Origin of the sequence: Pseudomonas sp. JV414 (assembly GCF_032424305.1) — a bacterium.
Classification (GTDB): Bacteria; Pseudomonadota; Gammaproteobacteria; order Pseudomonadales; family Pseudomonadaceae; genus Aquipseudomonas; species Aquipseudomonas lini.
Genome location: NZ_VYKC01000022.1, coordinates 552,684 through 566,714 on the forward strand (window position 1 = coordinate 552,684; position 14,031 = coordinate 566,714).

Consider the following 14,031-nt stretch of genomic DNA (forward strand, 5'->3'; position numbering starts at 1 on the left):
CGAACGGCGCACTCCGAAGTCAAATACAGGTCGATGCCGGGGTTCACTTCTTCGGCCCCAAGCGTTTGAGCAGGGTGTCGAGGGTCGCCTGGTTCATGCCTTTGGCCAGCGGGAAATCCGATGGCATCAGCGTCCCCGCCTGTGGGTCGAGGCAATGCCCGACCAGCGCTTGCAGGTGCTCCAGCAGGCGAGCAGGCAAGCGGCTGTCGGCGCTCGGCGTGACGCTGTGCCATTCGACATGCAACACGCCGTCTTCCAGCCACGCCACCACCTCACGGCCATGGGTCACCCGGTTGGCCAGTGCCACTTCTGGCGGCGGGGTCAGGCTGCTGGCGCGCAACCAGCCCTGTGGCGTTTGCTCATGCCCCAAGTAGTTGAACAGCACATCGCCACGGCTTGGCGGCAACGCGCCACGCTGGCGTAGCAGCCCGTGACCGAGGCCATTGCCCGGTACGGCGCGCAAGGCCTCCTTGGCGTTGCGCACCCGGTCGCCGGGGGCACCGCTGGAATTCACGCGCAGCGGGTACAGGGTGGTGAACCAGCCGACGGTGCGGCTGACATCCAGGCCCTCGAACGGCGCATCGCGGCCATGGCGCTCCAGATCCACCACGATGTCGGCGCGGCTTTCGACTTCCGCCAGGGTGGCGGCGAGGGCGGCAATCAGCAGTTCTTCCGGTTGCGTGCGATACGCGGCGTGGGACTCGGTCAGCCATTGATGAGTGCGAGCCGCATCCCAACGAGCCGACAGGGTCTGGCGCTCGGCGACTGTCGCCACCGGCGCGGTGTTCACTGCGATCTGGGTGTTCCAGTAGCGCTGTTCGGCGCTGACCTTGCCGGCATGGGCGTGCAGGTGCTCGGCCCATTGACGGTAGGATGTGGTTTTCGCCGGCAGACTCGGGTTCTCGCCACGTTCCAGCCCTTGATACAGCTGCTGGAAATCTTCCAGCAGCGGCGTCCACGACACTGCGTCCACGACCAGGTGATGCGCGACCAGATACAGGCGTTGCGGTTTGCCCTCCAGTAATGCCGCCGCGAACAGTGGGCCGTGTTGCAGGTCCAGGCTTTGCGCGACTTGTTGCAGTTGCTCAGGGTGTTCGCAGCAGGTCAATTGAGCGGGCGATACCGGTGCGATGTGCGCCTGCCATTGGCCTTCGACCTCGTTGAAGCGCAGGCGCAAGGCGTCGTGGTGGGCGACCAGTCGATCCAGTGTGGCCTGCACGAGGGTCGCGTCCAGGCGTCGATCGCTGTCGGCCAGCACCGACTGATTCCAGTACGCGGCTTGAGGTTGCTGTTGATCGAAGAACCACTGATGCAGCGGCATCAACGGCATGGCGCCGGTGACGTCACCCTGTTCGGCCAGTGTCAACAATGGACTGGCAATCTGCGCCAACGCTGCCGGGGTCGGTGAGCGGAACAGGTCTTTCGGCGTGAGCGAGTAACCCTGTTCCCGCATGCGCGAAATCAGCTTCAGGCCGAGGATCGAGTCACCACCCAGGGCGAAGAAACTGTCCATGGTTCCGACCTCGCGGCCGCCGGTCATCATCTCGCCCAGCAACTCGCCGAACAGCTGGCAGAGCAGGGCTTCCAGTTCGTTGCGCGGTGCGACACGGTCTTCTTGAGTCTGCGGCAATGGCAGGGCAGCCAAGGCCTTGCGGTCGATCTTGCCGTTGGTGGTCAGGGGCAAGGTCGGCACTTCAACCCATACCGCCGGCACCATGTACGCCGGCAGCTGGTTTTTGAGTTGGGCGGCAAGCAGCATATCGAGGCCCGATTGCGCCGCGCTGCTGCTGTAGAACGCTACCAACCGGTTGTCGATCACCAAGGTGCAGGCACCGGTGATTGCAGGCTGGTTAAGCAGCGCTGCATCAATTTCTCCCAGTTCGATCCGCTGCCCGCGCAGTTTCACCTGATGGTCGAGACGGCCGAGGTATTCGATGTTGCCATCGGCGAGGAAGCGGCAGCGGTCACCGGTGCGGTACAGGCGATCACCGTCGATGAACGGGCTGGCGAGGAAGCGTTCCTCGGTCAGGTCCGCACGTTTCAGGTAACCGCGAGCGACGCCGACCCCGCCGATGTACAGCTCGCCGATGCTGCCGATTGGCAGGGGCTTTTGAGCTTCGTCGAGGATGTACAAACGCAGGTTGGCGATCGGTTTGCCGATCGGCACGATCACGTCGTCCACCGAGCAACGCCAGACCGAGACGTCGATAGCGGCTTCGGTCGGGCCATAGAGGTTGACCAGCGCCGCTGGGTGTTGGCTCATGAAGCGCCGTACCAGATCCACCGGCAGCGCCTCGCCGCTGGCGAACACCTGACGCAGGCTGTGGCAGGTGACCAGGCTCGGTTCTTCGACAAAGGCGCGCAGCATCGAGGGCACGAAGTGCAGGGTGGTGACCTGCTCTTGCTGGATCAACTGGCTGAGATACGCCGGATCGCGATGACCGTCCGGACGGGCGACCACCAGGGTCGCGCCGGTGATCAACGGCCAGAAGAACTCCCATACCGACACGTCGAAGCTGTATGGGGTTTTCTGCAAAACGCGGTCGTTCGGGCCAATCGGGAAGGCGTCCTGCATCCAGTACAAACGGTTCATCAAGGCGCCGTGTTCGTTCATCACGCCTTTTGGTTGGCCGGTGGAACCGGAGGTGTAGAGCACGTAAGCCAGATCGCTTGAACCAACACTGATCGGTTCAGCGACCGGCGATGGTGGCAGGGCGTCGAGGGTCCAGGCGGTGTGCCCGACCGGCAGACGCGCCAGCCACTGCGCTTGAGTCAAGGTGATTCGGGCATCGGCGTCGTCGATCAGGAACGCCAAACGCGCGGCGGGCAATTCCGGGTCCAGTGGCAACCACGCGGCGCCGGCATGCACGATGCCGAGCAGGGCCACCACCAGGTCCAAGGAACGTTCCATGCACACCGGGACGATGGCGCCGCTGCCGATACCGGCGGCACGCAAGGCGCGGGCAACGGTTTGCGCGCGTTGATCCAGTTCGGCGTAGCTCAGGCGCTGGCCTTCGAACACCAGCGCCGGAGCGTTGGGGCTGAGGGCCGCCTGTTGGGTCAGCGCCGTGTGCAGATTGGTCGGGCCGGTGTAATGACGTTCGGTGGCGTTCCAGCGATCCAGTTGCTGCTGATCCTGTTGTTGCGGGAACAATTCGACCAGCGCTAGCTCCGGCGTTGTCACCAGCGCGTCCAGCAGGGCACACCATTGCGCGCTCCAGCGCCGCATCGTCGACTCGTCAAACAGCGCCGCCTGGTATTCAAGGGCGAGGGTCATGTCGACGCCGTCATCCTGGACTTCCCAGCTCTGTTCGAACTTGGCGTCGATCACCGGCAGCGTCTGCTCTTCGATGTTCAGGCCCGGCCATTGGCTGCTGTCCATGCGGCCATGGTTGAGGGAGAACATCACCTGGAACAGCGGTGTGCGGTTCAGGTCGCGGCGCTGGGCCACGGCGCCGACCAGTGTTGCGAACGGCAGGTCGGCGTGGGCCTGGGCCGCGCGCAGATCTGCCTCGAGGCTGGCGAGCAACTGCTCGGCCGGAGCCTGTTGAGCGACTTCGCTGCGGATCACCAGCGTGTTCACCAGGCACGCCAGCAACGCCTGGGTTTGCGGTTGGTCGCGCTGGTCCGCCGGAGTGCCGAGGCGGATGTCGCGCTGACCGCTGTAGCGTGCCAGCAAGGCACTCAGTGCTGTCGCAAGTACCACGTAGCTGGTGGTGCCGCGTTGGCGGGCGAACTGGCGGATGGCTTCGGCACGCGAGGCGCCGAGGCTGACGGTCAGTTGCCGGGCGCGACGATCCGCTTCGGCACCGCGTGGATGGTCGAGGGGCAGGTCGAGTTGGTAGTCGTCCTGGCCGAGGTGGTTTTTCCAGTAATCCAGGCTGTCATTACGTCGAGCCTGGGTGTCCGGGTGCTGTTGCCACACGACGAAATCGACATAGTCGACCTCCAGCGCCGTCCAGGTGGGCGACTGCCCTTTAAGGCTGGCGGTGTAGGCCTGGGCCAGTTCGTCGATCAGCAATTGCATCGCCCAACCGTCGGTGGCGCTGTGGTGCAGGCAAACCAGCAACAGGCTTTCGTCGCTGTCCTGACGTTGCAACAGGTGCGCCCGCCAAGGTGCGGCGGTGGCCAGATTGAACGGCGCCATCAGCTCGTTCTGCGCGTTGGCGCATGCCGCCGTCCAGTCCTGTGTGGCGACCGAGGTGACCACGAGTGCCGGGCCGTGATTGTCGATCAACAACTGCGGCTCGCCCTGGACTTCGACAATACGGCTGCGCAGCACCAGATGGCGCTCGCTGATCTGCTCGAATGCCTCACGCAAGGCCTGGACCTGAAGGTCGCCGCGCAAGGTCAGGGCGAATGGCATGTGATATTCGCGCGAATCCGGCACCAGACGGCTGAGCATCCAGAAACGCTGCTGAGCCAGACCCAGCGGCAATTGTGCCGGACGCGGTTGTGCGGTGATCAGCTCACCCGGCATCGCCGCTCGCAGATGACCGGCCAAAGCCGCCACCGTCGGTTGGGCGAATACCAGCGCCAATGGCAAGGTGGCGCCCAGGCGTTCACGGACCCGAGCGACCAGACGGGTGGCCAGCAAAGAGTGGCCGCCGAGATGGAAGAAGTGATCTTCGATCCCCACCGACGGGCATTCCAGCACTTCGCTGAACAACTCGCAGAGCACCGTTTCGGTGGCGTTGCGCGGCGCGGTGTGCGGCTGGTCGCTTTTGGTTTCAGGCAATGCCGTGGCAGCCAACGCCTTGCGGTCGAGCTTACCGTTGCTGTTGAGCGGCAGGCTGTCGAGTTGCACCAGAAGGCTTGGCAGCATGTGCGAGGGCAGGCTGTCGCTCAATGCCGCGCGCAGTGCGGACTCATCGGCATCACCACACCAGAAGCTCACCAGACGCTGGTCGAGTAACAAAGTGGCCGCGTCGCGAACGCCCGGTTGCATGAGCAATTCAGCGTCGATCTCCCCCAGTTCGATCCGCTGCCCGCGCAGTTTCACCTGATGGTCGAGGCGCCCCAGGTACTCGATGTTGCCATCGATGAGGAAGCGGCAACGGTCGCCGGTGCGGTACAGGCGATCACCGTCGATGAACGGGCTGACGAGGAAACGTTCTTCGGTCAGGTCCGGGCGTTTCAGGTAACCGCGAGCGACGCCGACACCGCCGATGTACAGCTCGCCGATGCTGCCGATTGGCAGTGGTTGCATGGCCTCGTCGAGGATGTACAGGCGCAGGTTGGCGATCGGTTTGCCGATCGGCACGATCACATCGTCCACCGAGCAACGCCATACCGAGACGTCGATAGCGGCTTCGGTCGGGCCATAGAGGTTGACCAGCGCCGCTGGGTGTTGGCTCATGAAGCGCCGTACCAGATCCACCGGCAGCGCCTCGCCGCTGGCGAACACCTGACGCAGGCTGTGGCAGTTGACCAGGCTCGGTTCTTCAACAAAGGCGCGCAGCATCGAGGGCACGAAGTGCAGGGTGGTGACCTGCTCTTGCTGGATCAACTGGCTGAGATACGCCGGATCGCGATGACCGTCCGGACGGGCGACCACCAGCGTGGCGCCGGTGATCAGCGGCCAGAAAAACTCCCATACCGACACGTCGAAGCTGTATGGGGTTTTCTGCAAGACGCGGTCGTTCGGGCCAATCGGGAAGGCGTCCTGCATCCAGTACAAACGGTTCATCAAGGCGCCGTGTTCGTTCATCACGCCTTTTGGTTGGCCGGTGGAACCGGAGGTGTAGAGCACGTAAGCCAGATCGCTTGAACCAACACTGATCGGTTCAGCGGCCGGCGATGGTGGCAGGGCGTCGAGGGTCCAGGCGGTGTGCCCGACCGGCAGACGCGCCAGCCACTGCGCTTGAGTCAAGGTGACTTGGGCATCGGCATCTGCGATTAAAAATGCCAGACGTGCGGCGGGCAATTCCGGATCGAGCGGCAACCACGCGGCGCCGGCATGCACAATGCCGAGCAGGGCCACGACCATCTCCACGGAGCGTTCCATGCACACCGGGACGATGGCGCCGCTGCCGATACCGGCGGCACGCAAGGCGCGGGCGACGGTTTGCGCACGCTGGTCCAGTTCGGCATAACTCAGGCGCTCGCCTTCGAACACCAGCGCCGCCGCGTTGGGGCTGAGGGCCGCCTGTTGGGTCAGCGCGGTGTGCAGGTTGGTCGGGCCGGTGTAGTTGCGTTCGGTAGCATTCCACTCGACCAGCTGGCGTTGACGCTCAGACGCCGCCAACGGTGACCAGTCGCCGAGGCGAGTCTGTGGCGCGTCGAGCATGGTTTCGAGCAGCTCTTGCCATTGCGCCAGCCAACTCCGGGCCGTGGTTTCGCTGAACAGCGCGGCGCGATATTCCAGCAACACCGACAGCACCTCACCGTCATGCACTTCCCAGTTCAGGTCGTACTTGGTGGCTTGGGCGGTCACTGCCCGTTCACGCACCTGCAACTGCGGCCAGTGACTGGCCGAGGAGTCGGCGTTCTGCATCACGAACAACACCTGGAACAGTGGCGTCTGGCCGAGGCTGCGCTCTGGCGCCAGGTGATCAACGACCTGATCGAACGGCACGTCCTGATGGTGCTGCGCGTCCAGCACGCGGTTGCGCACCTGGCTCAGCAAGCCTTCGAAATCCAGCGTCGGATCGAGGTCGGCGCGCATCACCAAAGTGTTGACGAAGCAACCGATCAGCGGCTGCAATTCGGCCAGCGGACGCTGGGCCACCGGGCTGCCGACCCGCACGTCGCGCTGGTTGGCGTAGCGCCCCAACAACAATTGCGCCGCGCTGAGCATCAGCATGTACAGGGTGGCACCGCGTTGTTGGGCGAACTGACGCAGGCGTCCCGCCAGTTCTTGCGGCAGTTGCAGCTGCACTGCGCCGGCGGCAGGGTCGAGCAGGTTTGGACGACCCTGTTCGGTGGGCAGGTCCAACAGGTAATTGCCGTCTTCCAGCTGGGTGCGCCAGTATTCGAGCTGGTTGCGGAACACTGTTTGTTGACCGGACTCGCGCTGCCAGAGGGCGTAATCCGGGTATTGCAGGGCCAGGTCCGGCAGTACGGCGACGGTGCCTTGGCTTTGGGCGGTGTAGAGCTGCGCCAGTTCATTCAACAGGTTCTGGCTGGACGCATCGTCGGTGGCGCAATGGTGCACGGTCAGCAACAGCAACGCCTGGTCGCGACCGCTGCGTTGCACCAGCGTGGCACGAATCGGCACTTGGGTAGCCAGGTCGAAACGGTGCCCGGTTTCGGCGTGAATGGCCTCATCGGTCAGCAGTTGCCAAGTGTCGTCGGTGGCCGCTTCCAGTGTTGCCACGCGCAAGGTGATGTTGACCTGCGGTTCGATGACCAGCGCCAACTCGCCGTCGGTATCGCGCACGATCCGGCTGCGCAGGATTTCGTGGCGTTGAACCACACCATTCAGGGCGGACTGCAAGGCCTGAGGGTTCAGCTCACCATCGAACTGTACGGCGCTGACCACGTTGTATTCGCCACCGCCAGCGCTAAGTTGTTCGAGGAACCACAAGCGTTGTTGCTCGAATGACAATGGCAAGCGCACCGGGCGTGCCGCCGGGACGAAGGTCGCCGCCGGGGTTTGCAGCGAATCACCCAGCAACGCGGCCAAAGCCTCAAGGCTCGGGTGTTCGAACACTGCCCGCAGCGGTGGAACCGTGGCGAACTGTTGGCGCAGACGGGCAAACAGCACCGCCGCCAGCAGCGAGTGGCCACCGAGATAGAAGAAGTGGCTGTCGCGACCGATCTGCGTCAGCGGCACGTTCAACAGCTCGGCCCACAGGGCGGCGAGTTGCTGTTCGGCGACGGTGCGCGGTGGATCCTGAGCGTCTGGCGCCGCTTGAATGTCCGGCGCTGGCAGGGCCTTGCGATTGAGTTTGCCGTTGTCGGTCAGCGGCAACTCATCGAGCAGCACAAACGCCGACGGCACCATGTAGTCGGGCAGGGCGGCGCCGATGGTTTTGCGCCAGGCATTGATATCGGCCTGCTGGTCGCAGGTGACGTATGCCACCAGACGCTTATCGCCGGGCACGTCTTCACGGGCCAGCACCACCGCCTGACGCACGCCCGGTTGGGCGCCGATCAAGGCTTCGATTTCGCCCAGTTCGACGCGGAAACCACGGATTTTCACCTGATGGTCCATGCGCCCCAGGTATTCGAGCTGACCGTCGGGTAGCCAGCGCACCAAGTCGCCGGACTTGTACATGCGCGCATCCGCCAGCGGCGAGAACGGGTCGTCGATGAACACCTTCGCGGTCTGTTCGGCGCGGTTGAGGTAGCCAAGGGTCACGCCGGCTCCGCCGATGTGCAATTCGCCCGGAACACCCACCGGCATCGGATTGAGAAAAGCATCGAGCACGTAAGTGCGCACGTTGGCGATCGGCCGTCCGATGATCGGGCGTGCCGGGAAGTCGTCCACCGCACAACCGGTCGCATCGACGGTGCATTCGGTCGGGCCGTAGGTGTTGAAGAAGCGGCTGCCGACAATCGATGGCAGACGCTGCCAAAGTTGTGCATCCACCGCGTCACCACCAAACAGCACAAAGCGTGGCAGATACACTTCGCCACGGCGTACGCCGTCACTTTCGAGCAAGGCCTTGAGCTGCGCCGGGGTGCACTCGAAGGCTTGCAGACGGGTTTCGCGGAAAAATTGCGCCAGGGCCTCGGGGTCGTAGCGCACCTCTTCCGGGGTCAGGTACAGGCTGTGGCCGTCGAGCAGCAGGATGAGCTCGGCCACCGAACTGTCGAAGGCAAACGAATAGTTGAAACTGGTGCGCATCGGCTGATCGGTATAGCGGCGATACAGGCCATGGATGCGTGCCCACGCCAGATTGACCACCGAGCCGTTGGTGACCAGCGTGCCCTTGGGCTTACCGGTCGAACCGGAGGTGTACATGATGTAGGCCAGGTCATCGGGACCGGCCAGTGGCGCGAGGTTGTTGTCCGGCTGATCGGCGAACAGGGCGGCGTCGCTGTCCAGGCGCAGGCGCGGCAGTTCGGCACCCAGCTGCTCCAGCAAGCCCTGCTGGCCAAGGAACAACGCCGGCTGGGCGTCTTCAAGCATGTACGCCAGACGATCCACCGGGTAGGTCGGGTCCAGCGGCACATAGGCGCCACCGGATTTGAGAATGCCCAGCAGGCCGACCAACAGTTCCAGCGAACGCTCGACACACAATGCCACCGGGCTATTGGCGACCACGCCGCGACTGCGCAGGTAATGCGCCACTTGGTTGGCTCGGCGATTCAGTTCGGCGTAGCTCAGGCTGCGGCCTTCGAAGCACAACGCATCGCGATCCGGGCTGCGTTCGGCCTGCTGTTCAAACAGCTGGGCGAAGGTCAGGTGCTGTGGTACTTCCATCTCGGTGCGGTTCCACTCGACCACGGTGCGCTGCCATTCCGCCGCCATCAGCAGCGGCAGGGCGGCCACCGGGCGTTGCGGCTCGGCGAGCATTTGTTCGAGCAAGTGCTCCAGGCGAGCGAGGGTCTGACGGGCGCTGTCGGCGGCGAACAGGTCCAGAGCGAACATCAGCTCCAACTGGATTGGCGCATTGGCCGGGCACAGCACGTGCAGGTCCAGATCGCATTCGGAGTGTTTGAGCGGGGTGTCCAACGCTTCGAAATCCAGCCCCGGGAAACGCAGCCGCGATTCCATGGCCAACTGCTGCGCGACCATCACTTGATACAGCGGCGCATGACTGAGGCTGCGCGGCAGTTGCAGGCTGTCCACCAGTTGCTCGAACGGCAGGTCTTGATGCTGCAAGCCCTCGCGCAGACGTTTGGCCACCTGGCTCACCAGCGCAGTGAAATCCGCTTGCGGCTCAAAGTCGGCACGGATCGCCAGGTTGTTCAGCAGTATGCCGAGCAGGCCTTCGGTGCCCGGTTGTTCACGGTGGGTGACCGGGGTGCCGATCAGTACCGTGGCATCGCCACTCAAACGGTGCATCAGCACGGCGAAACCGGCGAACAACACGGTGAACGGTGTGGTGCCCAAGCGACTGGCGAAGGATTGCACCCGGCCACTCAGGTCGGCGCTCAGTTCACGCTGCACGATCCCGGCGCGGTAGCTTTGCACCGACGGCCGTGGATTGTCGGTGGGCAAGGCCAGCAATGGACTGCCTTCGCTGTTGCGACGATCCAGCGTGGTGGTCCAGTAATCGAGTTGGCGCTTGAGTTCGGCGCCTTGCAGGTGTTCGCGTTGCCACAGGGCGAAGTCGGCGTATTGCACCGGCAGGGCTGGCAGTTCGGCGGGGGCGCCGTTGCAACGGGCTTCGTAACCCAGGGCCAGCTCGCGCAGGGCGATGGTCGCCGACCAGGCGTCCGAGACCATGTGATGCAAGGCGATGCCCAGCACATGTTCACCCGGTGCAACACGTAGCAATCGCGCACGTAGCAACGGCGGCGAGGTCAGGTCGAACGGTTGCTCAAAGGTTTCTTGCAGCGCATTGAACTGCGCACCTTCGCGAGCCGTGGCGGCCAAACCCGACAAATCATCGAACGGCAGTGCAATGTTCAGCGATTCACTGATGTGCTGGCTGGGTACGCCATCGGTGCTGCGGATTCCGGTGCGCAGGATTTCATGACGCACCAGTAAGTCATTCAGGCTGGCATGCAGCGCTTCGACGTTGAGTTCACCTTTCAGATGCAGGGCGAACGGGATGTTGAACAGCGTCGTGCCCGGTGTCAGTTGCTCGATGAACCACAGGCGTTGTTGCGAGAACGACAGCGGCAACAGCGATGGTCGCGGCTGGGCTTTCGGCGCGCTGATCACGGCGGCTTGCGGTGCGGCGGCATCGGCCTGGCGGGCAGCGATGGCGACGGCCAGCAGCGCCACTGTCGGTTGTTCGAACAGCACGCGCAACGGCAAGTCGAGTTTGAAATGGGTGCGCAGGCGCGCAACGATCTGGGTGGCCAGCAGCGAGTGCCCGCCGAGAGTGAAGAAGTTATCTTCCACGCCCACAGTGTCGCGACCCAGGACGTCGGCCCAGATTTTCGCCACGGCGGTTTCCAGCTCATTGCGCGGCGCGATGCTTTCTTGGGTGTCGGCCTGCCAGTTCAGCTCCTGGGCGGCCAGGGCCTTGCGATCGACCTTGCCGTTGTTGTTGAGGGGCAAGCGCTCAAGGCACACGAACGCGGCCGGCACCATGTACGGAGGCAATTGCGCGCGCAGGTGTTCGTTGAGTCCGTCGCTGCCCAAGGTGTCGTCGTGGGCCGACCAGTAGGCCACCAGCCAGGCTTCGCCGACGCTGTTTTCGCGCAGCAATACGGCGGCTTCGCGCACATTCGGGTGCTGCGCCAGACGGTGTTCGATTTCGGTCAGTTCGATGCGGTGGCCGCGCAGTTTCACCTGCTGGTCGCGGCGGCCGAGGTATTCGATCACGCCATCGGCGCGCCAGCGTCCCAGGTCGCCGGTGCGGTAAATACGCCCGTCGAGTTGCGGGTGATCGATGAACGCGTCAGCGGTGCGCTGCGGATCGTGCAGGTAGCCACGACCGACACCGACGCCACCGACACAGATTTCCCCGGCAACGCCAACGGGTACCGGCCGCAGGGATTCGTCCAGCACGTACAGACAGTTGTTGGCGGTTGGTTGGCCGATGGGCATGTGGCTGACGTTGGCGTCCGGCGCTTCGAAGATCGGCTGGAAGGCCACGTCGTCGGCGCACTCGGCCGGACCGTAGGCGTTCATCAAGGCGATGTCGGGGAAACGTGCAAACCAGTCCCGGGCCACGGTCGGCGGCAGGGCTTCACCGGTGGGCAGCACCCAGCGCAGGTCGGGCAATTGCAGGTCGCAAGGGCACAGCGCAAGCAGCGTGCGCATCAGGCTCGGGACAATTTCCAGCACGCTGAGGCGTTCGCTGGCGAGCACTTGCAGCAGACGTTGCGGGTCGTGCGCCACGTCGTCCGGCAGGATGTGCACCGTGGCGCCGAGTACTGGCGCGGCGAGGAACTGCCACACGGAAATGTCGAAGGCCACCGACGCGGTCTGTGGAATTCGGTCTTCGGCGTTCAGCCCCAGGGCCGGCACTTTGCCGAAGATGTTATTGAGCATGCCTCGTTGTTCGATCATCACGCCTTTGGGCGTACCGGTCGAACCCGAGGTGAACAGCACGTAGGCCAAGCTGTCCGGGCCGCCGAGCAATGGCAGCGGCGCATCATTGCCGCACGTCCAGCAGGCTTCGGCAAACAAGGCTTTGGGCGCCTGATCGAGACCGCTGAGCAACTGATCGAGCAGGGCACTGCAACCTTCGCTGGCCACCAGCAACGGTGCACGGGACAGGCTGAGGATTTCTCGCAGGCGCTCCGGCGGATGATTGACTTCAAGCGGCAGCATCGCTGCGCCAGTCTTGAGCACGGCAATCATCATGGTCAACAGCGCCAGGCCACGGGGGGCAACCAGCGCGACCAATTGATCTTCACCGGCACCGGCGTCGCGCAAGGCGTGGGCCAGGCGCGTGGATCGCTGATCCAGTTCGGCGTAGGTCAGGGATTCACCGTCGCAGATCGCGGCAACCTGTTCGCCACGTTGGGCGACCTGCGCGGCAAACAGTTCGGCGTAACTTTGATCCAGCGGGAAGTCGTGCGGGTTGACCGCCCACTCGCCGAGCAGTTGCTGACGCTCATCAACGGCCAGCAGCTCGAAACTGCCCAGCAGCGCGTCCGGTGCGGCGAGCATGCCGCGCACCAGGCTGGCAATGTGACCGAGCAAGCGCTGCACGGTCGACGCCTCGAAACGCTCGCGGTCGTAGGACACACGAATGCCCAGCTGTTCACCGGGCAAGATCACCACAGTCAAACCGTAGTGGGTGTGCACGCTGTGATCCATGCCTTCGAGGCTGAACTGGAAACCGCCTTCCAGAATCTGTTCGTCGATCGGGGCGTTTTCGAACACAAGGATACTGTCGAACAGGGTTTCGCCCCGGGGAAAATCGCTCCAGCCCTGGATGTCGGTCAGCGGCGTGTGTTCAAAATCACGCATGTCAACGTTCAGCCCTTGCAGCGTGCTCAGCCACTGACCAAGCGATGCTTCGGGATCCACCGACACCCGCAGCGGCAGGGTGTTGATGAACAGGCCGATCATCTCCGCCACTCCGGTCAGCTCCGCCGGACGACCGGCCACGGTGACGCCGAACAGCACGTCCCGTTGACCGCTATAGCGCGACAGCAGCAACGACCAGACCCCCTGGAAAAACGTGTTCGGGGTGATCCGGCGGCTACGGCAGAATGCAGCCAGCGCCTGGGTTTCCTGCTCGTTCAGGTGAATCAGCTGATCGTCCACCAGCACCGCATCGGTGTAGCGGTCACGGGCTACGCCGTTGTCCACGGTCAGTGGCGTGGGTGCATTGAGCCCTTGCAACTGGCCGCGCCAGAACTGCTCGGCCTTGCCCGCATCCTGGCGTTGCAGCCATTGGATGTAATCGCGAAACGGCCGTGGGCTCTTGAGCTCAGGCGTGCGGTCGTTGCACAGCGCTTCGTAGACTTTGAGGAAGTCCACGGTCACCAGGGAAATGCACCAGGCGTCCATCAGGATATGGTGAAAGCTGCGAATGAATTCGTAGGATTCATCGGCCAGCCGCACCAGCCGGAAGCGAATCAGCGGCGGCTTCGACAGGTTGAAACCGACTTTCTGCTCGTCTTCCAGCAACGTGCGGATCCGCGCTTCCTGTTCGTGCGGGGCGAGCCCGCGCAGGTCTAGGGTATCCAACGGCACCTTGACCTCGCGATGGATCACCTGCACCGGTTGCTTCTGGGTTTTCCACTGAAAACTGGCGCGCAGGGAAGGGTGCAGCGCCACCACCTGGCGCCAGGATTCAAGGAACGCCACTTCATCGATGGCCCCGCCGATGCGGTAGCGATCCTGCATCAGGTACACGCCGGAATCTTCGTGCAGCAGGGAGTGGAACAGCATCCCCTGTTGCAACGGCGACAGCGGGTAGATGTCTTCAATCGGATTGCTGGTGGTTTTTTCGGTGGTCATTGAAAACGTCCTGCAAAAAAAGGGGCAACGGCGCGGCGAAG

The 14,031-nt window shown here is 63.8% G+C and carries 1 protein-coding gene; it reads right to left on the minus strand.

All coding sequences use genetic code 11. The features are described 5' to 3' along the window. Window positions 1–43 precede the first annotated feature (43 nt). Window positions 44–13,990 carry a non-ribosomal peptide synthase/polyketide synthase gene (locus F6R97_RS26555; RefSeq protein WP_315867352.1) on the minus strand — a complete coding sequence of 4,649 codons (13,947 nt, stop codon included), beginning with the start codon at window positions 13,988–13,990 and terminating at the stop codon, window positions 44–46. Between the last annotated feature and the right edge of the window lie 41 nt (window positions 13,991–14,031).

Bases quoted from the DNA above. Each gene is read 5' to 3' on its own strand.
- F6R97_RS26555 (WP_315867352.1), bottom strand. From the start codon at position 13,990: ATGACCACCGAAAAAACCACCAGCAATCCGATTGAAGACATCTACCCG.